A 19,245-nucleotide genomic window follows, 5' to 3' on the forward strand; every position below is an offset into this window, starting at 1 on the left:
ACCGGGACACTGACAATGGCCTTTATTGACCACATCCATGCCTGCAACAATGCCGATCCGGGCCGTTATCACCCCTTCCGGATCGGCGATCAGGTGATCGGTGCCTTGCGCCCGGATTTCCGGGCTGCCCTTTTGGCCGCCAGCCCCGATTTCAGTTTCGATGATGACGGCACCTGCCGCTTTGCCCCGCACATCAACACCCCCACCGCCCGCAGCGCCGCCCTTGCCATCGCCGCAGACATCCTGCATCAACAGGGCGTGATCCCGCGCCTGCATGGTGAAAAATTCGATATCCGCCCGTCTTTGTCGGTTGATCCGCTGGCACAGCTTGACCGATCCGCCATGCCCTGTTTCGGGTTCCGGTCATGGGGGGTGCATATGAACGGGTTCGTGCGCAAACAGGGCGGCATTCATATGTGGATCGCCCACCGCGCACAGGACAAGGCCAATTATCCGGGGATGCTCGATAATATGGTCGCCGGCGGGCAGCCATCCGGCCTTGGTTTTCTGGAAAACATGATCAAGGAATGCGCCGAAGAAGCCGCCATTCCGCCGGAATTGTCGCGTCATTTAAAACCGGTCGGCACCGTATCATATTTATATGAAACCAGCGAAGGCCTGAAACCCGATGTCATGGTCAATTACGATCTGGAATTGCCAATCGATTTTATCCCCGACAATGCCGATGGCGAAGTCGGCCATTTTGAATTGCGGCCGATTGCCGAGGTCGCCGAAATTGTCCGCACCGGATTTGAATTCAAATTCAACTGCGCCCTGGTGATCATTGATTTTCTGATCCGCCACGGCATTCTGACCGCCGACAATGAACCCGATTATTGCCGGTTAACAACCGGACTGCACCGCGATGTAACCGTATCGGGCATGTTCAGCAAACCGGTGGTTTCATGACTTCGGTTTTTGTTCGCCCATAAAGGCCCCGACCGCCATCAGGGTCAGTTTCATGCGGATTTCAGGGTCAAGCGCGTCCAGATCGGCCTGTTTGCTGCGCATGGCGCCCAGGGCATCGGCAATCAGTTTGGCGCGTTGTGGATCGGCATCGGCCGATACCTTGCTTTTGTCACGGCCCAGTTTCATATCCGCCCGTTGCAGGGCCGCCAGAATTTCCGACGGGGTGCTGTCACTTTCGGTCAGGGTTTCGGCAAGGGCCCGGGCCCGCGCCTCGTCAAAGCTCAACCCCTCGGCCTCATAGGCAGTGGCACGGTCGCTGATTCGGCGGTCCTTTTGGGCGCGCAAGGCGGTCTCCCGTGCGCCCAGACCATCCTTGTCCTGCAAGGCCTGCGTTTCCTGATACGCCTTTAACGCCTCGCGCCCGCTTTTGCCGACAAAAACACGCAGCAGCGCCCGTTTCAGCATGCCCATTCGCCGTTCCTTAACCGTCCTGCAAACCGTTCCCGTTTCTGTATCGGGATCATTCTATCGCAAACAGATTGCCAAATCATTGCAGATTGCACCGGCCTCGACAGGACCACCGGCCAAAAGGCAATCAGATACCCTCAACCATCCGGCCTTCTTCCACCGCCAGTAAAAACCGCATCAGTGAAATGATGTCATCGATATCGAAATGTGCAACATCAAACAGAAAATCCACATTGTCGCGGGCCGGATCATCCGGGCGGCCAAAAATGCCAAACTGGATATATTCCGCATCCATTGCCGACAATGCCGATTGCAAATCCATCACCCGCACCCGGTCATCATGATCAACCGATACCCGCACCAGGGCCAGCATATCGGCATCGCAATCGACAACCTGCTGTGAAATCGATACCGCATCGGAACCCGATGGCGCGATATCAACATCAAAGCCACCATCGGCAAAGCGGCTGGCAACAAGATTAAGATATGTTTCATCCGCCAGACATCCCGTTGCAATCAGGATGCGCGGATGACGCCCTTCCAGTTCGGCAAAACGCGCCAGCATCGATGCAAGCTCAACAGAAGTCATAATCCCTCACCGTCAGGTCAGGGCCGGGTCGGGATTATCGGCAGGAAAGTCACATCATCCGCGACCAGACCATAAAGACAGTCAAGTATCACCGCCCCGGCCCGGAACTGCAAGGCTTGCCCTAAAAAGGCAGCGGCCCGACCCCGATGATCACGGGATGCAGCAACACCATCGCCCCATACAGCAAGATACCGCCGACAATATCGCGCCAGCCAAAAGCCGAAAATGTGATCCCGCGCCAGTCAAATCGCCGAGTCCCGGCAAGAATAGCCTGATATTGCACATCGGGCATCCCGCGCGACCGGATTTTCTCCATCCGGGCAAAGCCGATCAGGGCAAAGATGGCACTGCCCCCAAAAAACAGCAATGCGGCCAGATGCCCGTTGGGCACCAGATGCGCAAGCCCCCAGATCGCCATGCCCAGCAACAGGGGATGGCGGGTAAAACGGTTGATCCCCGGACGGGCCGGATCAAACCCCGCCCGACGGCCCAGCGACAACGGGCAAGGTTGCCGCAATCCCGCCACCCACAACACAGACACCGGCACCATCGCAATCAGAGGAACCCAGTGTTGCTGCGGGTTATAGGGCCATAATTCAATATAATCGGCCCGGCCTTCTTCATAAATCACCCAGGCCAGCAACAACAGGGATGTCACCGAAAACAGGATGATATAAAGCCATTCGCCCAGCACCGCCTGCAATCGCGCCCGCAACAGACCGGGAATGACATGGCCCAGCAAAAAGACCCCAATCGCGATGAAAAACCATGTCACGGGACGATCAATCCTTTACTTTGGGCGCCGGGCATGCAAATTGCGCAAACCCTGCGCTGTGCCTTGGCCCTTGCGTCATACGGGTTTAGCGGATACCACTTGTCCGCTAATTGACTTTGCACAATAAAGCGGACTTTGGCCCGCATCGGAACACGGAATATACTCGAAATGAGCTGGACGCCGGAAAAGATTGAATTGCTGACTTCGCTCTGGAATCAGGGCTGGACCACGGCACGCATCGGTGAAGAACTGGGTGTGGGCAAAAACGCCGTTGTCGGCAAGGCGCATCGCCTTGGCCTGCCCAAACGTCCGTCGCCGATTCAGCGCCGCGCCGAAGACGCCGAACCCAAAAAGGCTCCGGCCCCGAAAGTCCAAAGCAAGGGCATCAGCATCTATGACCTTGGGCCGGGCATGTGCCGGTGGCCGTTTGGCGATCCGGGCGATGAAGATTTCCATTTCTGTGGCAAGAAAAACATCCCCGGCAAACCCTATTGCGACGAACATTGTGCGGCGGCCTATCTCAATGGCAAAAGCCCGCGGGATGACGGCCCGCGCAACAATCCGCATGCGCCGCGCAAACACTGATCACAGCCCGGTTTGACACCCGACCAAAATCAAAAAGCCGCCCCGGTGAAAACAGGGCGGCTTTTTCGGGATCAGGCCCCGTGATTGTTATGGCATGGCCGACAGAACATACCGGGCAAACCCGTCGGCATCCTCGCCGATAAAGCTGATATTGTCCGGTGCATTTCGGGTACCCGATGCCTTCGGACTGGTGACAAAGGTAACATTGCTGGCATTGCCAACCGGGGCAAGGCGCCAATTGCCATCTGCCGCAGGGTTGATTTCCTTTTCTTCCAGAATGTAATTGCCCAGAACCGTGCGGTTTTCATCCGGGGCCTCGATAATGATGGTCGATCCATCCAGACCCGGAAAATTGCCCCCGCCCCCCGCACGGTAATTATTGGTCGCCACCACAAATTTCTGGCTGCCATCAATCGGCGCACCATCAAATTCCAGATCAAGAATGCGACGGGCATCGGGGTTGACCAGTTCGCCCCCCCGGTTATAGCGGGCCGGTTGCGTCACATCGATCTGATAGGTCACGCCATCAATCACATCGAAATTATAAGTCGGAAATTCCGGGTTGATCAAAGCCTGTTCATCCGTGCTTTCCGGATCGATCCGGTTAAACTGCCCGGCCGACATTTCCAGCCATTCCCGCACCTGATCCCCATTCAGCAACACCGCACGCACCGTATTGGGATAAATATACAGATCGGCGACATTTTTCAGGGCAATGTCGCCTTCGGGAATGTCGGTGTAATAATCCGGGCCACCCCGGCCACCGGCCTTGAACGGTGCCCCGGCCGACAGGATCGGCAAACCGTCATATTCCGACCCGCGCAGCAGTTTTTCCAGATACCATTTCTGGGCATTGGTAACGATCTGGATCGACGGGTCATCGGCCACCAGTGCAAAGAAACTGTTGATCGGCGAGGATGTCGTTCCCACCCCTTCGCGCATATAGGCGATGGTGGCTTCGTGTTCTTCCTTTACCGCGTCAATCACCTCGGGATCGGCTTCCACCAGCGGCGTCACATCGCGGCCTTCGCGGAAATAAATCGGGCGAACATCGGCCAGCGCATCCACCACCTGCCATTCCCCGGCCTCATTGACCGACAATTGCAAATCAATCACGCCCAGATGGCTGCCCCAGAAACCGGGCATCACCGCCGGAACGCCATTGATCGTCCCCTTGGTCAGATCCACCCCGTCAATATCGGCATAAACATCGGATGGAAACACCGCATGGGCATGGCCAAACAGGATGGCATCAATGCCCTCGACCTTGCTCAAATGATAGGTGGCGTTTTCTGCCATGCCATCGGCGGACAGGGTGCTAAGCCCGGAATGCGGAACGGCAATAACGATATCGGCCCCTTTTTCGCGCATTTCCGGCACATATTTGCGGGCCATCTCAACAATGTCCTTGCTGATCACATGGCCTTCCAGATTGGCCTTGTCCCATTGCATGATTTGCGGCGGGACGAACCCGATCACGCCGACAACCGCCTTGTGGGAGGTGCCATCGGTATCGACAAATTCCCGATCCAGCAGGACATAGGGATCGAAATACGGTTTGTCATTGTCCGGGTTGCCATCGCCATCATCGACAAAGACATTGGCACTGACATAGGGGAAATTCGCCCCGGACAGGGATTTCGCCAGAAAATCCAGCCCGTAATTGAATTCATGATTGCCGATATTGGCAGCATCATAACCCAGCAGATTCATCGCCTTATAGACCGGATGCACATCCCCCTCCGCAAGCCCGCGGCGCTTTGCCATATAATCGCCCAGCGGATTGCCCTGAATCAGGTCGCCATTATCAATCAGCAACGAATTTGCCACCTCGCCGCGGGCGGTTTTCAGCAATGTCGCAATTTTCGCAAGCCCCACCGTATCGGATGCGCCATCCTGATAATAATCGTAATTGACCAGATGGGTATGGATGTCGGTGGTTTCGAGAATGCGCAGCGAAACGGTATTGTCGGCCTGCGCCCCCGACGATCCAAGGGCAAACGACAAGGCCAGAATGGCCGCGCCCAGCGGGCGATGATAGGTCATGATGAAGCATCCCGTGTTTGGTGTATTGGCAAGATGACTTTAAAGCTGAATCTTTGGTCAGGTTTTGAAGATTTTGCGAAAAAGCTGTGGCAAATACAAATAAAAACGCCCGCCAATTTTGGCGGACGTTTTCGGGTTTGAAAAAATACGACAATCCGGCAGGCAATCACTGCGCCGGTTGAACGGCAATATGTCCGGGCAAAACATCCTTGCGGCCAAACTGCACCTCGTTGCCCGGTCCCGGATCTTCGGGCACGCACAGCGACAGGATCAACGACACACATGCCATGGCCGCCCCGGCCAGGAAAACCGCCCCCGGCCATACCAGCCATAACAGGCCGAACGCCGCCGGGATAAACACCGCGGCAATATGGTTGATGGTAAAACTGACCCCGGCGGTCGATGAAATATCACGCGGATCGGCGATTTTCTGGAAATAGGTTTTCATCGCAATCGCCAGCGCAAAGAAAATATGATCGATCACATAAAGCGCCCCGCCCATTGCAGCACTTTCGACAAAGGCATAACTGACAAATACAATGATCAGCCCTGTATACTCAAATACCAGAGATTTGCGTTCGCCCCATTTGCCGATCAGCGCCCCGATTTTGGGGGCCAGAACCATATTGACCGCATGATTGACCAGAAACAGCAGGGTGATCGCCGCCGCGTCATAGCCAAATTTCTCAACCATCAAAAACCCGGCAAAAACGGTAAAAATCTGGCGGCGGGCCCCGCTCATGAAAGTCAGGGCGTAATACAGCCAATACCGTTTCCGCAGCAGCAATTTCTTGTTTTGCGGATGAACATCGGCAAATTTCGGAAAGGCCATCCACGCAAACAACGCCACCCCGATGGTCAGCGCCCCGCCCAGCAAATAGATATAATGATAAGGTGCGTCAAAAATCTCCAGCAACAGCCAGACCATCGCAAACATCAACAAAGACGACAGCGATTTGGCCGATAATTGCTGCCCCATGGCGCGGGCTGTGCGATCCTTTGCCACCCATTGCAGCGACAGGGATTGCTGCATGGTTTCAAAATAATGGAACCCGATCGACATCAGAACCGTGGTGAAATACAGCCCCAGAATGGTCGGAAAATAACCGCTGATCGCCACCCCGATCCCCAGAATCAGCAAGGATACCAGCGCAAAGGTCTGTTCACGCAGCACCAGCAGCACAAAAATCGCGGTAAAGGCCAGAAACCCCGGAATTTCACGCAGACTTTGCAAAATGCCGATTTCGCGCCCGGTAAACCCGGCCATCTCGATCGAAAAATTATTCAAAAGCGCCATCCAGGTCGAAAAGGATAACGGCATCGCCGCCGCCATCACAATCAGCAAGACCTCAGGATTGCGCCAGCCCCGATGAACCACCGGCGGCGGGGCGGGCGGCAAGGACGATAACGGCGAAGAGGGCGAGACAGACATGACATTTCCCCAGATACGGCAACGTGTGACCGCCCCGTATTTCCAATGGTGTTTCTTTATAATATGTCCAGATTAACAATGGAAAACCCGTCTGTCTCACGGTAATCTGCCAACAGATACGGCAAACGGGACACATTAATGGCACATCTTACCCAGCACCGCCCAACCCCGTCCGACGAAGCCCGGCATATCCGCCCGCGCCCGCCACAATTGCCAAGGCCGGTTTATGTCCGTATGAGCGACGTACCCGCCGGGCACAGCATCGGCGCACATTGCCATGACTGGTCAAAACATTGCGGGGCCTCGTCGCGCACCCTGGCCCGCCTGTTCCTGCGCGAAACCGGCATGCCGTTTCGCGACTGGCGGCAAAAACTGCGCTTGCTCCATGCTTTGGAAAAACTCGCCAATAACCGCCCGGTCACCGAAATCGCCCTTGATCTCGGCTATGACAACACATCGGCCTTTATTGCCATGTTCCGCAAGGCGATGGGGACAACACCGGGATCCTATTTTCGATAATCACCAGTGATCACTTAAATAAAATCCCCCGACCCGCATATATGATCCCGACATATGAGATAATTTCAGTATTTCCCGCGCCGCTCTTTCGCTATCTGATAAAGATCCTGTCATCTTATGGAAAGTACCGATGAACAGTATGTTATCGGGCGTGGGCCTGCGTCTTGCCGCCACCGGACTTTTTGCCGTCATGAGTTTGTTTGTCCGTCTGGCCTCGTTTGAGGTCCCGGTCGGGCAAATCATGTTCTGGCGCAGTTGGGTCGCCCTGATCCCGATCATTCTGTATCTGATGTGGCGGCGGCAATTTCCGCGCGGCCTGCGCACGGCCCGCCCGCTGGGCCACCTCAAACGCAGCACCTTTGGCCTGGTGTCGATGTTTTTCTCGTTCCTGTCGCTGGCCTATCTGCCCCTTGCCCTTGCCACCGCCCTTGGCTTTCTCGCCCCGCTTCTGGTGTTGCCGGTTGCGATGATCGTCTTGCGCGAACGGCCCGGCATTGCGGTTTTTACCGCCACCTTTGCCGGGTTCGCCGGGGTGTTTTTGATGTTATGGCCGACATTTTCAACACCGGGCATTGATACCGGCGTTTTGATCGGCATTGCAGCGGGGCTTGCGATGGCCGTCACCACCGCCTTTGCCAAGGTCCAGATCAAGGCCCTGACCGCCACCGAATCAGCGGGCACCATTGCCTTTTATTTTGCGATAATCTGTTCGCTCGGCGGGTTATCGACCCTGCCCTTTGGCTGGGCAGACACCAGCCCGCAAATCCTGCTGTGGCTGATCGGGGCCGGACTGACCGGGGGCCTTGCCCATATCTGCATGACCGAGGCCCTGGCCCGCGCCCCGGCATCAACCCTTGCCGCCTTTGAATATACCGCCATGATCTGGGCGTTGTTGCTTGATGTCATGGTGTTCAACCTGCTGCCCGAACCGGTCAGCCTTGCCGGGGCCTTCCTGATCGTTCTGGCCGCTGCCGTCGTGATGTTTGGCGACAAATTGGCCGATATGGTAAAAGCTAAAAGGCAATAAGCGCAAAACGACAGGCCACAGAGCCCCGATAGACAATTGGCCTGTATTGGCATAAATTACCAATACACCTTGCAGGGAGACTGCCAGTGGTTACCCATAATGTCGTTTTGACAGAAAGTCAGGCGGAGCTGGTCGAAAACCTTGTCGCATCGGGCCGCTACCGGAATGCCAGCGAAGCCATGTGCGCCGGGTTGCGCCTGCTGGAACGCGAAGAAGCAGAAATTGAACAACTGCGTGACCGGATTGGTAAAAGCCTGAAACAGGCCCATGATGGCGATCTTGCAGAAGGCAGTGGTGAAGATGCCATCCGCCGCGCCTTTGCCGAAGCACGCCATCGTCGCCCATGACAAAACGCTGGCGTCTGACGCAACATGCCGAAGCCGCCTTAAAGGCAATTGCCATCTGGACAGAAGATACTTTCGGCCCGCGTCAGGCCATAGCCTATGAAAACGACATCATCAACCGATGCCGGGCAATTGCAAACAACACAGCCCCAAGCCAGGATTGCAGTATCCTGATATCGGCACAATCCCCCGGCACCCTGCGCTTCACCCGCTCAGGTCAACATTTCATCATCTATCTCGATCAGGGTGATACGATCATCATCCTTGATTTTCTGCATAGCCAAAGCAACCTGCCCGCAAAGATCAACGACCTGATGACGCGATCTCGCCCGTAATCTTACCCTTCCCGCAACTTCACCAGCGTATGCAGCGTCAGATTGACCGGCGTTGCAATGCCCAGTTCCGCCCCCTTGCGCACGATATAGCCGTTCAGGAAATCAATCTCGCTGGTTTTGCCGCGTGCCAGATCCTGTGCGGTTGATGAATATTGCCCCGGCATGGTCTCGGCAATTTTCAGCACCGCCGCCCAGACATCACCGGGCACGCTAACGCCCAGCGCCCCGGCCACAGCAAGGCATTCTGCCACCGCCTGTTCCATGACACCGGTCACACCACCGGTTTTCATCAAATCGCCATAGGGCTTTTGCGCAATCGCCGACAAGGCATTCCACGCACAGTTCAAAATCATCTTGGCCCATAATGCGCCGGTGGCATTTTCCGAAATCTCCACCGGAATGCCCGCCGGGACAAAGGCCCTGGCAATCGCATCACTTTGCGATGACGGCCCGATCACCAGTTCACCGCGCCCGTGATGGCGGACATGCCCCGGCCCGGCCATCTCGACCGCCACATAGACCACAACCGGAATAACCGAACGCCCCAAAAGAACCGCAAGCCGTTCGGCATTATCCACCCCGTTTTGCAGGCTGAGAATGGCGGCATTCGGCGCAAGATGGGGTTTCATCGCCGCACCGGCGGTTTCGGTATCGGTCGATTTGACACAAAACAGCACCACATCCGCCCCGGCAATCCCGGCAGGATCGGTGGTCGCCGCCACCGCCACATGGATCGCCCCGCCCCGGATATCGAGCATCAAACCATCGCGCCGGACCGCCGCCACATGATCCGCCCGGCCAATCAGGGTCACATCATGCCCGGCATTTGCCAGCATCGCCCCGTAATAACATCCGACCGCCCCGGCCCCCATCACCGCAATTTTCATGGTGTCTGTCCTGTCTGAATTGCTCATACCCGGCTATTTTGGTGTGTCGGAAACCGCGCCCGCCACCGTCACATGACCGGCACTCCAGCCTCCCGGCCAGACTTCGGCATCGCCATTGCGCAAAGCCCGGATGATCCCCACCGGAATATCACGCGCCACCAGCATGTCGCCATCCCCTCCATCATCAAATTCCGGCACGGTCTCGGCAAAAATGCCACGGTGCCCCAATTGCGGTTCGCACGGGGTAAACACCGAACAACCCGAATAATTTGTGGGGTTTTGGGTGGTCTTGCTGGCCGTCCCGGTGGTGCCACAGGCCGCCACCACACACATCAGCTCCACCGCCCGCGCCCTGGCACAGCCAAACACCCGGTTATATCCCGATGGCGTCACCGTCATCGACGGGACCAGCACAATATCAATCCCGTGCGGGGCCAAAAGGCATGACAGGGCAGGCATTTCAATATCAAGACAGATCACAACCGCAATCCGCAATCCCCGCCATGCCACAATATTGATCCTGTTTCCCGGCGTCAGATACCAGTTATCGGGTTCCTGTTCCCCCGGCGTCAGACACAGCTTGTCCTGAATGATGGCGTCACCCTCGGGGGTAAAAATCATCGCGCTGTTGGTTTGCCCGGCTGGCGGGTTATCCGGGTCAACATGCCAGGGCATGCTGCCTGCCACAAAAAACATGTCATGCTTTTTTGAAAGTGCCGCGGCATGGGTCCGTGCAACGGCTCCCTGATCGGCCATCCATGCCATTTCCTGATCGGGTTTCAATCCGTCCGGTTTGAACGCCATCCACTGTTCGCAGGCATATTCGGGCATCACAAAAATATGTGCGCCATCCCGTCCGGCTTGCGCCATCATCCTATCAATATGCGCCGCCCAATCCCCCATATCCCGAACCGGAACGCCAAGATTGGTCGCCCACAGGGCGATGGAAACATGATCGGGAAAACCGTTGGCACGCGACATGATTTGAAACCTGTATGGAAAAACAAGGAACCGGACGGCACAGAACCAGCAGCGCCGCCCGGATATACTGCCTATAGACTGTCTGCGGTCCGGATCAGTTTTTAAGTTTGGTCCAGACACGGTTGCGCAAATCACGCGCCGGGGCCGAGCAATTCTGACCGGGAATCAAAAGACCGGCATATTCTTCGGGCATGTTGACCGCCGGATCGGCTTTCAATGCCGGATCCATGAAGTCTTCCGTTCCCTTGACCGCATTCATATAGCCCGCGTAATTCGACGCAGCAGCGGCATTTTCCGGCATCATCATCCAGTTGATGAATGTCTTGGCATTTTCAAGGTTGGGCGCCCCTTTGGGCACAACAAAATGATCCGACCAATAGGTCAGACCTTCCTTGGGATAGACAAAGACCGCATTGGGAATGCTTTCCTTGGTGCGGTGTGCCGCCCCGTTCCATTGCATATGCATCGTGACCTCGCGGGCCGACATCCGGTCAATCGTGCCTTCGGAACTGTAAACCGCAATATAGGGTTTCTGCTTTTGCAGCACATCCAGAACCTTTTGCGCCTCGGCGGGGTCTTCGGTGCATTTCGGCACGCCAATATAATAGGACGCGGCATTATACATTTCAACTTCGTCGTTCAGCGCACCAATCTTGCCGTGGAATTCCTCACGCGGTTCAAAAAATTCTTTCCAGCTTTGTTCCAGTTCGCCATCGGTGGCATCGGCATCATAGGTAAAGCCGGTGGTTCCCCACAAATAGGTCACCGAATATTTGCGATCAGGATCATATTCCATCGTGTCGTGAGGTTTGGCGACATTGCCAAAATTCTCAAGGTTTTTGGCATCAAATTCTGTTGCAAGCCCGTCCTTGATCATGACATCGACCATATAGTCCGATGCAACCGCGATGTCATAACCCGACGCCCCGGCCTGTAATTTCGCCAGCATGGTTTCGTTGGAATCATACACATCCAGCGTGACCTTGATGCCGGTTTCCGCCTCGAATTTTTCAAACAGTTCCGGCGGAAAATAATTCGACCAGTTATAGAAAAAAAGTTCGCCATCGGCGCGGGCGGTGCCCATCGACAACATGGCAAGGGCCGAAGCCCCCAAAAGCACAGAACGTATTTTCATTGCGATACTCCCTGACAAGGACGGTATTTTCTGTTTGTTCAGATGGCCGCAAGCCCGTCCGGAAACCGGCAACCTTTAAATCAAACGACAATCCCCGATCAGTAACGAATACGATCAATCAGGAAAGAGATGCTGACAAACACGATTGAAATGATCAGCATCAGGGCGGAAACGGCGTTGACTTCGGGTGTGATGCCCATCCGGATCATCCCGAAAATATAGATCGGCAAGGTGGTCGCCCCGGCCCCGCCGACAAAATAGGAAATCACAAAATCATCCAGCGAGATGATAAAGGACAACATCGCACCGGACATGATCCCCGGCCATAACAGCGGGAAAGTCACCCGGCGAAACGCCTGCCATTCATTGGCATATAAATCGTTCGCCGCTTCGGCCAATGCCGGGTCCATGCCGTCCAGCCGCGCCCGGATCGGCAAATAGGCAAACGGAATGCAAAACACCGTATGGGCCGCAATCACACTGATCAGGCCAAGCTGAACCCCGATGGCAACAAAAAACAGCAAGGTGGCAATCGCCGTGACAATTTCCGGCACCAGCAAGGGCAGAACCAGCATAGCCGCCACCCCGGTTTCGCCGCGAAACCGCTGACGTGCCATGCCCAGTGCGGCAAGTGTCGCCGCCGTGGTTGCGATCACCGTGGCCGATACCGCAATCACCAGCGAATTTTTGGCTGCACGCAACATATCATCATTGGAAAGGGCAACACGATACCAGTCGGTGGAAAACCCGGTCCAGATGGTCGCAAGCCGGTTTTCATTAAAGGACAACACAATCAGAACAAGGATCGGCAGATACAAATAGGCAAAAAAGAACATTGCCATCGGCGTGATGCCGCGAAACCGCCAAAGCGGGTTGGAGGTATCTATTTTCATAGTTTTTCCTCCGGCAATGATTTGAATTTCATTGCGTAAATCATCATCGACAGCAAAACAAAAGCCAGAAGGACAAAACCAAGTGCCGCGCCAAACGGCCAGTTGCGCGCCGCCCCGAACTGGCTGCCGATCAGATTGGCAATCATCATGAATTTGCCGCCGCCCAAAAGTTCGGGCGTCACATAAGCCCCAAGGCACGGAATGAAAACAAGGATACAGCCCGCCGCAATGCCCGGTGCCGCCAACGGCAAAATGACACGGGTCATCGCCCGCCATTTATCTGCGCCAAGGTCAAACGCGGCCTCGATCAACCGGTGATCCAGTTTTTCAAGGCTGGCATAGATCGGTAAAACCATGAAGGGCAAATAGGTATAAGTCAGCCCGATCGAAACGGCATAAGGGGTGTAAAGAATATCCAGCCCGCCACTTTCATACCCCAGCCATGCCAGTCCGTTATCAATCAGCCCGCCATTGCGCAGCAACAGCATCCAGGCATAATTACGGACCAGAATGTTGGTCCAGAACGGAATGGTCACCAGAAAAATCAGGAAATTGCGGCGGGCCTGCGGTTGCATTGAAATGTAAAACGCGGTCGGAAAACCCAGAACAAGGGCAAAAACCATCGTCATGGCCGACAGGCCAAAAGACCGGGCAAAAATTTGCAGATAATCTGTATTGAACATCAGATTATCCATCAGATCGCGTTCAAACAGAAAACTGGCATAGGCATCAAACGAAAAAACGCCCCAGTTCACCGCACCATAATCACCGCGTTCAAGGATCGAGACATAGGCCATCTGGCCCAACGGCACCGCCATGAAAAAGCCGATATAAAGCACCGCCGGGGCAATCAGCCAAAATCGTTTGCTGCGGATAAGATTGCCCATGATCAATCTGCCAGTACACGAATGGCATCGACCGGCACGGTCACACCGACCTGCGCACCGCGTTCAAATTCGCGGCCTTCGCCCTCGCGGTTCTGGACACGCACGGTCAGTCTCGCATCGGTTCCCGATGGGCCAAGATCAATGTGATAAGTGGTATCTGTGCCAAAATAAACGATGTCGCGGATGGTGCCGGTCAACCCGTCCTTTTGATCATTGCGGGCATAAAGCGCCAGGCGTTCCGGGCGAATGGAAATCGTCACATTGTCACGCGGCCCCGATACCGGCATGGCCGCCAATGCAATTTCCCGACCGCCTGCAAGGGTCAGAACCGCCGCCCCGCCATCCGTTTGCCGCACCTCACCATGCAGGAAATTGCTTTCGCCAATAAAATCGGCCACAAACCGGTGCGTCGGGCTTTCATAAATGTCGCGCGGGCTCCCGATCTGCAATATTTTCCCGGCCTGCATCACGGCAATCCGGTCCGACATTGCAAGGGCTTCTTCCTGATCATGGGTCACAAAAACAAAGGTGATGCCGGTTTCCGTTTGCAGACGTTTCAGTTCGATCTGCATTTCCTTGCGCAATTTCAGATCAAGGGCGGATAAAGGTTCATCCAGCAGCAAAACCCGCGGGGCGGGGGCAAGGGCACGGGCCAGGGCAATGCGTTGCTGCTGCCCCCCCGAAAGCTGGCTTGGCATGCGGTCCCCATAGGGGGCAAGCTGCACAAGATCAAGCATCTCATCGGCGCGCCCGTTTGCCTCGCGGCGCGGCATCCCCTTCATTTCCAGACCGAATGTGATGTTCTGGCGCACGGTCAAATGGGGAAACAGGGCATAGGATTGAAAAACAGTGTTGATGGGCCGCTTGTACGGGGGCAAGTCATTCAATACCTGCCCTTCAAGCAAAATATCCCCGGATGTCGCCTGTTCAAACCCGCCGATCAGTCGCAGCAAAGTCGTCTTTCCACAGCCCGATGGCCCAAGCATGGTGAAAAACTCGTTTTGGCAAATATCGACGGAAACATCGTCAAGCGCCCTGACCTGTTCCGGCCCATTGCCAAAAATTTTACTTACAGATCGGGCCGAAACCACAATATCTGACATGCGCACCCCTGATTTGTTTTTTTAAACGATATAAAACATTTCGGGGTTTGCAAAGCAACGAGGCCAGAATACGCCAATATATGCACTTTCTGCGATAAATGCCCCCTCTGACAGAATGATCTGGCAGCAGAATATGCCAATCGCACAGAATCATGTGCGGCCCGGCATCGCGGTGCAGCGTATTTTGCCCGAATTCAACGCATATGATGCACGGCAGTCAGATCATCCCGGCGGCACGCAATCTGGCAATCTGCTCATCGCTCAGCCCGGCAACCTCGCGCAGCACAGCGTCGCTATGCTGGCCCAGCATCGGCGGGGCGGTGTCATACACAATCGGGGTGGCCGAGAATTTCAGCGGATTGGCAACCGTCGGCACGGTTCCCGCCGTCGGGTGATCAAGATTGCGCACCGTGGCGCGATGTTGCACCTGCGGATTGTCAAACACCCGGTCCAGCGTATTGATCGGCCCGCACGGCACATTGGCGGTTTCCAAAAGATCAATCCATTGATCGGTGGTTTTCTGCACCATGGCACCGCGCACCAGCGGCACCAGTGCCGCCCGGTTGGCAACCCGTGCGCGGTTGGTGGCAAAACGGTCATCCCCGGCCACACCAACAAGCCCGGCAACCGCACAGAAACTTTTAAACTGGCTGTCATTGCCCACCGCCAGAATCAGATACCCATCCGCCGTCGGAAAGGCTTCATAGGGCACAATATTGGGATGCGCATTGCCCAGCCGCCCCGGTGCGGTGCCGGTGGTCAGGTAATTCATCGCCTGATTGGCAAGGATGGCGGTTTGCACATCCAGCAACGCCAGATCGATATATTGCCCCTCGCCGCCTGCCTGCCGGTGATGCAGGGCCGCCAGAATGCCGATTGTCGCATAAAGGCCGGTAAAAATATCGGCCACCGCCACGCCCACCTTGACCGGCTGCCCGCCCGGTTCGGAATCCGGGGCCCCGGTCAGGCTCATCAATCCGCCCATCGCCTGGATCATGAAATCATAACCCGGCCGGTCCTTATAAGGGCCATCCTGCCCGAAACCGGTGATCGAACAATAAATCAGCGCCGGGTTAACCGCCCGCAGGCTGGCATAATCCAGACCATATTTCGCAAGTCCGCCGACCTTGAAATTTTCAATCACCACATCGGATCTGGCCGCAAGATTGCGGATGATCTCCTGCCCCTCGGACCGGGTGATATCAACCGTCAGGGATTTTTTGCCGCGATTGGCCGACAGGTAATAGGCGGCCTCGGTTGTATCCTTGCCATTGGCATCCTTGGCATAGGGCGGGCCCCAGCCCCGGGTATCATCCCCGGCACCGGGCCGTTCGATCTTGATCACTTCGGCCCCCAGATCGGCCAAAGTCTGGCTGGCCCACGGACCGGCCAGCACACGCGAAAGATCAAGCACACGGATTCCAGAAAGCGCCCCGGTCATTGCATATCCTGCCAACAGATCAGAAAGAAAAAGGGCGGATGCCCTGTCGCACCCGCCCGGTATTCAGGGTACGATCACGCCCCGGTAAAGGCCTGAATGCCGGTCTGTGCCCGGCCCAGAATCAACGCATGCACATCATGCGTCCCTTCATAGGTATTGACCGCCTCCAGATTCATCACATGGCGGATGACATGGAATTCATCGGCAATGCCGTTGCCACCATGCATGTCCCGCGACACACGGGCAATATCCAGCGCCTTGCCGCAATTATTGCGTTTCATCAGCGAAATGGATTCCGGTGCCGCCGTTCCCGCGTCCAGCATCCGGCCCAGTTGCAGAACGCCCTGCAAACCAAGGGTGATTTCGGTTTGCATATTGGCCAGTTTCAACTGGATCAACTGATTGGCGGCCAACGGACGGCCAAACTGTTTGCGATCCAGCGTATATTGACGCGCCGCGTGCCAGCAAAATTCAGCCGCCCCCATCACGCCCCAGGCAATGCCATACCGCGCCTTGTTCAAACAGCCAAACGGCCCGCCCAAACCACGGGCATCGGGCAACATGTTTTCCGCCGGGACAAAAACATTATCCATCACGATTTCACCGGTGATCGAGGCCCGCAGCGAAAATTTGCCTTCAATCTTGGGCGCGCTCAGGCCCTTCATGCCTTTTTCAAGGATGAATCCGCGAATGACACCTTCGTCATCCTTGCCCCAGACGATAAAGACATCGGCAATCGGGCTGTTGGTGATCCACATTTTGGCCCCGGTCAGGATAAACCCGCCATCGGCCTTGCGGGCACGGGTCTTCATGCCCGCCGGATCGGACCCGTGATCGGGTTCCGTCAGGCCAAAACAGCCGACCCATTCACCGGTGGCAAGTTTCGGCAGATATTTTTGGCGCTGTTCTTCGCTGCCATAGGCATAAATCGGATGCATCACCAACGAACTTTGCACCGACATCGCCGAACGATACCCGCTATCGACCCGCTCCACCTCACGCGCCACAAGGCCATAGGCAACATGATTGACACCCGGCCCGCCATATTCTTCGGGGATGGTCGGGCCCAGCAGGCCCAATGCGCCCATTTCGCTCATGATTTCGCGGTGGAAAATTTCGTGGCGGTTGGCTTCCAGAACGCGGGTTTGCAGGTTTTCCTGGCAATAGGCGCGCGCCGCATCGCGGATCATGCGCTCTTCTTCGCTTAACTGATCTTCAAGCAGCAGCGGGTCTTCCCACTGAAACGATGCGCGGCTGGCCATGATCCGGTCCCTTATGAAAATTTATAAAAAAAGGGATGCCACCAAATTTGGGCGAGACGGCAGCATCCCGGTCGTCTGCCTTGAAACTAGGGATTGGCAGCGTCCGGTGCAAATGATAAATCTGTCAGACTTCATGCGAAAAAATCATAAAGTCTGTGTTCTGTCCCTGCAAAGGTTGCCAATGGCCCGCCGCATTCCGACGCTTAAAGCACTTGCCTGTTTTGAACAAACCGCGCGATTTGGCAATGCCTCGCGGGCCGCAGGGGAATTATATCTGACGCAAAGTGCGGTCAGCCGCCAGATACAGGGGCTGGAAGAATGGCTGGGCTGCAAATTGTTTGCCCGCGAAAAACAACGCCTTGTCCTGACCGCCGAGGGCGAAACCTATCTTCAGGCAATCCGCCCCGCCCTTGATCAGCTTGAAACCGCAACCCTGACATTTTTGTCGGGCGGGGCCGAAGGCGGGGTTCTGACCATTGCCGCCCCGCCAACCTTCGGGTCGCGCTGCCTGATCCCGCTTTTGCCCGACTTTCGCCGCACCCACCCCGATATCGTGATCAATTTCATTTCGCGGATCGGCATGCCCGATTTCGACCGGGAACAGATCGACATCGCCGTGCTGTTTGGCGACGGGCAATGGCCGGGGCTGGAATCCCACCGCCTGCATGGCGAGGAAATGGTGCCAATCTGTAGCCCAAAACTGATTGCGGCCCTTGATCATCCCCCGCAACCAGACAACCTTGGCGATTATGCGCTTTTACACATCGCCACCCGCCCACGCGGTTGGAGCGATTGGCTGAAAGCCAGCGGGATCACCGGAATAGACGGTGAAAACGGCCCGAAATTCGAGCATTTCACCATGGCGATGCAGGCCGCCATTGCCGGGCTGGGGGTGGCGTTATTACCGACCTTTGCGATTGAAGACGAACTGGCCAGCGGGCGGATCGTCGCCCCCTTTGGCCCGCCGCGGGCCAGCCCGTTTCACTATTACGCCACCTGCCCGGCAGGCCGGGCAAGATTGCCAAAAATCCGCGCTTTCATGACCTGGCTGGAAAACCGCGAAGACACGGAAAGGCTGATCGCCCCGCGTTAGTCCACATTGGCAAGGGTAAGACGCATGGCGCATCGCCGGTCTGGCGGCAGGCCCAGTTCCGCTTCATGCGCCAGAATCCCGGCCAGACGCGCCCCGGTTTGTTCCGGTGACAACACATCAAACCCGATACCGGCGTAAAAGCCGTCATTCCACGGCACATCGCAAAACGTGGTCAGGGTCAGTGCGGACAGCCCCTGCGCAACGGCATGATCCCGGACTGCCGCCATCAGGTGCCGACCTGTTCCCTGCCCCTGATATCGGGGCAGAACCGCCAGTTGCCAGATATGCAATGCGTCATCGCATTTCCCGGCTGTCACAAATCCGACGACAAGACCGGCATCATCCATCGCCAGCCATACCGTATTCTGAACGATATGGCGCAGATGAAGATCGACCGGCATGACATCGTCATCGGCCACCCACGCAAGATCGGGATGATTGCGAAAAACCTCACCTGCCTGCCGTTCAATATCGGGAAACAGGGCGGCGTCCTGCGGACGCGCAGTCCGGATAATGATGGTCATGAAAACACCG

General features: G+C 56.1%; 21 protein-coding genes. 7 read left to right on the forward strand and 14 right to left on the reverse strand.

Features of this window, described 5'->3' with window-relative positions:
* Window positions 1-15: 15 nt before the first annotated feature.
* Window positions 16-909 carry a DUF4743 domain-containing protein gene (locus tag Q8O73_RS04095; RefSeq protein WP_305555373.1) on the forward strand — a complete coding sequence of 298 codons (894 nt, stop codon included), beginning with the start codon at window positions 16-18 and terminating at the stop codon, window positions 907-909.
* On the opposite strand, the gene Q8O73_RS04100 is transcribed toward Q8O73_RS04095, so the two are convergent.
* From Q8O73_RS04100 to Q8O73_RS04110, 3 genes are all read right to left on the reverse strand, one after another.
* Window positions 904-1,380: a hypothetical protein gene (locus tag Q8O73_RS04100; protein WP_305555376.1), complete on the reverse strand. Its 477-nt coding sequence runs from the start codon at window positions 1,378-1,380 to the stop codon at window positions 904-906. The two genes, Q8O73_RS04095 and Q8O73_RS04100, sit on opposite strands and share 6 nt — an antisense overlap.
* Window positions 1,381-1,504: 124 nt before the next feature.
* Entirely contained in the window at window positions 1,505-1,966 is a 462-nt protein-coding gene (locus tag Q8O73_RS04105; protein ID WP_305555379.1) for a methylmalonyl-CoA mutase, read from the reverse strand.
* A gap of 121 nt (window positions 1,967-2,087) precedes the next feature.
* Complete coding sequence (locus Q8O73_RS04110; protein ID WP_305555382.1) at window positions 2,088-2,741, reverse strand: NnrU family protein; 654 nt, start codon at window positions 2,739-2,741, stop codon at window positions 2,088-2,090.
* A gap of 168 nt (window positions 2,742-2,909) precedes the next feature.
* Between Q8O73_RS04110 and Q8O73_RS04115 the strand changes: the two genes are divergently transcribed.
* Window positions 2,910-3,326 (forward strand): GcrA family cell cycle regulator, encoded by a 417-nt coding sequence (locus Q8O73_RS04115; RefSeq protein ID WP_305555385.1) that lies wholly within the window; start codon window positions 2,910-2,912, stop codon window positions 3,324-3,326.
* Window positions 3,327-3,413: 87 nt separating this feature from the next.
* On the opposite strand, the gene Q8O73_RS04120 is transcribed toward Q8O73_RS04115, so the two are convergent.
* Together Q8O73_RS04120 and Q8O73_RS04125 are read right to left on the reverse strand one after the other, a co-directional pair.
* Window positions 3,414-5,372 carry a bifunctional 2',3'-cyclic-nucleotide 2'-phosphodiesterase/3'-nucleotidase gene (locus tag Q8O73_RS04120; RefSeq protein ID WP_305555388.1) on the reverse strand — a complete coding sequence of 653 codons (1,959 nt, stop codon included), beginning with the start codon at window positions 5,370-5,372 and terminating at the stop codon, window positions 3,414-3,416.
* 166 nt (window positions 5,373-5,538) lie between these two features.
* Complete coding sequence (locus Q8O73_RS04125) at window positions 5,539-6,804, reverse strand: MFS transporter (RefSeq protein ID WP_305555391.1); 1,266 nt, start codon at window positions 6,802-6,804, stop codon at window positions 5,539-5,541.
* Between the two features lie 138 nt (window positions 6,805-6,942).
* On the opposite strand from Q8O73_RS04125, the gene Q8O73_RS20140 reads away from it, so the two are divergent.
* The 4 genes from Q8O73_RS20140 (at window position 6,943) to Q8O73_RS04145 (ending at window position 9,029) form a co-directional block, all read left to right on the forward strand.
* Entirely contained in the window at window positions 6,943-7,323 is a 381-nt protein-coding gene (locus Q8O73_RS20140) for a helix-turn-helix domain-containing protein (RefSeq protein WP_371135039.1), read from the forward strand.
* Window positions 7,324-7,453: 130 nt separating this feature from the next.
* Window positions 7,454-8,350 carry a DMT family transporter gene (locus tag Q8O73_RS04135; RefSeq protein WP_305555395.1) on the forward strand — a complete coding sequence of 299 codons (897 nt, stop codon included), beginning with the start codon at window positions 7,454-7,456 and terminating at the stop codon, window positions 8,348-8,350.
* 86 nt (window positions 8,351-8,436) lie between these two features.
* The gene (locus Q8O73_RS04140) at window positions 8,437-8,697 is read left to right on the forward strand and encodes a type II toxin-antitoxin system ParD family antitoxin (RefSeq protein WP_305555397.1); all 261 of its coding nucleotides are present in this window, start codon (window positions 8,437-8,439) and stop codon (window positions 8,695-8,697) included.
* Complete coding sequence (locus Q8O73_RS04145) at window positions 8,694-9,029, forward strand: type II toxin-antitoxin system RelE/ParE family toxin (RefSeq protein ID WP_305555400.1); 336 nt, start codon at window positions 8,694-8,696, stop codon at window positions 9,027-9,029. The genes Q8O73_RS04140 and Q8O73_RS04145 overlap by 4 nt, the downstream gene beginning before the upstream one ends.
* A 2-nt stretch (window positions 9,030-9,031) precedes the next feature.
* Here the strand turns inward: Q8O73_RS04145 and Q8O73_RS04150 are convergent, their stop codons facing one another.
* From Q8O73_RS04150 to Q8O73_RS04185, 8 genes are all read right to left on the reverse strand, one after another.
* Complete coding sequence (locus Q8O73_RS04150) at window positions 9,032-9,916, reverse strand: ketopantoate reductase family protein (RefSeq protein ID WP_305555403.1); 885 nt, start codon at window positions 9,914-9,916, stop codon at window positions 9,032-9,034.
* A 33-nt stretch (window positions 9,917-9,949) separates the two neighbouring features.
* Entirely contained in the window at window positions 9,950-10,897 is a 948-nt protein-coding gene (locus Q8O73_RS04155; protein WP_305555406.1) for a nitrilase-related carbon-nitrogen hydrolase, read from the reverse strand.
* A 94-nt stretch (window positions 10,898-10,991) separates the two neighbouring features.
* A complete protein-coding gene (locus Q8O73_RS04160; RefSeq protein WP_305555409.1) occupies window positions 10,992-12,032 on the reverse strand; it encodes an extracellular solute-binding protein in 1,041 nt (346 codons plus the stop codon).
* Window positions 12,033-12,130: 98 nt separating this feature from the next.
* Complete coding sequence (locus Q8O73_RS04165) at window positions 12,131-12,925, reverse strand: ABC transporter permease (protein WP_305555412.1); 795 nt, start codon at window positions 12,923-12,925, stop codon at window positions 12,131-12,133.
* A complete protein-coding gene (locus tag Q8O73_RS04170) occupies window positions 12,922-13,812 on the reverse strand; it encodes an ABC transporter permease (RefSeq protein ID WP_305555415.1) in 891 nt (296 codons plus the stop codon). The genes Q8O73_RS04165 and Q8O73_RS04170 overlap by 4 nt, the downstream gene beginning before the upstream one ends.
* Before the next feature lie 2 nt (window positions 13,813-13,814).
* On the reverse strand, window positions 13,815-14,915 hold the full coding sequence (locus Q8O73_RS04175) for an ABC transporter ATP-binding protein (protein WP_305555418.1): 1,101 nt from the start codon (window positions 14,913-14,915) through the stop codon (window positions 13,815-13,817).
* Between the two features lie 217 nt (window positions 14,916-15,132).
* Window positions 15,133-16,356 carry a CaiB/BaiF CoA-transferase family protein gene (locus Q8O73_RS04180; protein WP_305555422.1) on the reverse strand — a complete coding sequence of 408 codons (1,224 nt, stop codon included), beginning with the start codon at window positions 16,354-16,356 and terminating at the stop codon, window positions 15,133-15,135.
* A 74-nt stretch (window positions 16,357-16,430) separates the two neighbouring features.
* Entirely contained in the window at window positions 16,431-17,618 is a 1,188-nt protein-coding gene (locus Q8O73_RS04185; RefSeq protein WP_305555425.1) for an acyl-CoA dehydrogenase, read from the reverse strand.
* Between the two features lie 181 nt (window positions 17,619-17,799).
* Between Q8O73_RS04185 and gcvA the strand changes: the two genes are divergently transcribed.
* On the forward strand, window positions 17,800-18,711 hold the full coding sequence (gcvA, locus tag Q8O73_RS04190; RefSeq protein ID WP_305555428.1) for a transcriptional regulator GcvA: 912 nt from the start codon (window positions 17,800-17,802) through the stop codon (window positions 18,709-18,711).
* Here gcvA and Q8O73_RS04195 read toward each other — a convergent pair.
* On the reverse strand, window positions 18,708-19,235 hold the full coding sequence (locus tag Q8O73_RS04195; protein ID WP_305555431.1) for a GNAT family N-acetyltransferase: 528 nt from the start codon (window positions 19,233-19,235) through the stop codon (window positions 18,708-18,710). The two genes, gcvA and Q8O73_RS04195, sit on opposite strands and share 4 nt — an antisense overlap.
* Between the last annotated feature and the right edge of the window lie 10 nt (window positions 19,236-19,245).

The organism is Thalassospira sp., assembly GCF_030690045.1.
GTDB lineage: Bacteria > Pseudomonadota > Alphaproteobacteria > Rhodospirillales > Thalassospiraceae > Thalassospira.

Coding starts and splice junctions, on each gene's coding strand:
- Q8O73_RS04150 (WP_305555403.1), bottom strand. CDS start 9,916: ATGAAAATTGCGGTGATGGGGGCCGGGGCGGTCGGATGTTATTACGGG.
- Q8O73_RS04125 (WP_305555391.1), bottom strand. CDS start 6,804: ATGTCTGTCTCGCCCTCTTCGCCGTTATCGTCCTTGCCGCCCGCCCCG.
- Q8O73_RS04105 (WP_305555379.1), bottom strand. CDS start 1,966: ATGACTTCTGTTGAGCTTGCATCGATGCTGGCGCGTTTTGCCGAACTG.
- Q8O73_RS04175 (WP_305555418.1), bottom strand. CDS start 14,915: ATGTCAGATATTGTGGTTTCGGCCCGATCTGTAAGTAAAATTTTTGGC.
- Q8O73_RS04100 (WP_305555376.1), bottom strand. CDS start 1,380: ATGGGCATGCTGAAACGGGCGCTGCTGCGTGTTTTTGTCGGCAAAAGC.
- Q8O73_RS04115 (WP_305555385.1), top strand. CDS start 2,910: ATGAGCTGGACGCCGGAAAAGATTGAATTGCTGACTTCGCTCTGGAAT.
- Q8O73_RS04170 (WP_305555415.1), bottom strand. CDS start 13,812: ATGGGCAATCTTATCCGCAGCAAACGATTTTGGCTGATTGCCCCGGCG.
- gcvA (WP_305555428.1), top strand. CDS start 17,800: ATGGCCCGCCGCATTCCGACGCTTAAAGCACTTGCCTGTTTTGAACAA.
- Q8O73_RS04180 (WP_305555422.1), bottom strand. CDS start 16,356: ATGACCGGGGCGCTTTCTGGAATCCGTGTGCTTGATCTTTCGCGTGTG.
- Q8O73_RS04160 (WP_305555409.1), bottom strand. CDS start 12,032: ATGAAAATACGTTCTGTGCTTTTGGGGGCTTCGGCCCTTGCCATGTTG.
- Q8O73_RS04165 (WP_305555412.1), bottom strand. CDS start 12,925: ATGAAAATAGATACCTCCAACCCGCTTTGGCGGTTTCGCGGCATCACG.
- Q8O73_RS20140 (WP_371135039.1), top strand. CDS start 6,943: ATGGCACATCTTACCCAGCACCGCCCAACCCCGTCCGACGAAGCCCGG.
- Q8O73_RS04145 (WP_305555400.1), top strand. CDS start 8,694: ATGACAAAACGCTGGCGTCTGACGCAACATGCCGAAGCCGCCTTAAAG.
- Q8O73_RS04195 (WP_305555431.1), bottom strand. CDS start 19,235: ATGACCATCATTATCCGGACTGCGCGTCCGCAGGACGCCGCCCTGTTT.
- Q8O73_RS04155 (WP_305555406.1), bottom strand. CDS start 10,897: ATGTCGCGTGCCAACGGTTTTCCCGATCATGTTTCCATCGCCCTGTGG.
- Q8O73_RS04185 (WP_305555425.1), bottom strand. CDS start 17,618: ATGGCCAGCCGCGCATCGTTTCAGTGGGAAGACCCGCTGCTGCTTGAA.
- Q8O73_RS04120 (WP_305555388.1), bottom strand. CDS start 5,372: ATGACCTATCATCGCCCGCTGGGCGCGGCCATTCTGGCCTTGTCGTTT.
- Q8O73_RS04095 (WP_305555373.1), top strand. CDS start 16: ATGGCCTTTATTGACCACATCCATGCCTGCAACAATGCCGATCCGGGC.
- Q8O73_RS04135 (WP_305555395.1), top strand. CDS start 7,454: ATGAACAGTATGTTATCGGGCGTGGGCCTGCGTCTTGCCGCCACCGGA.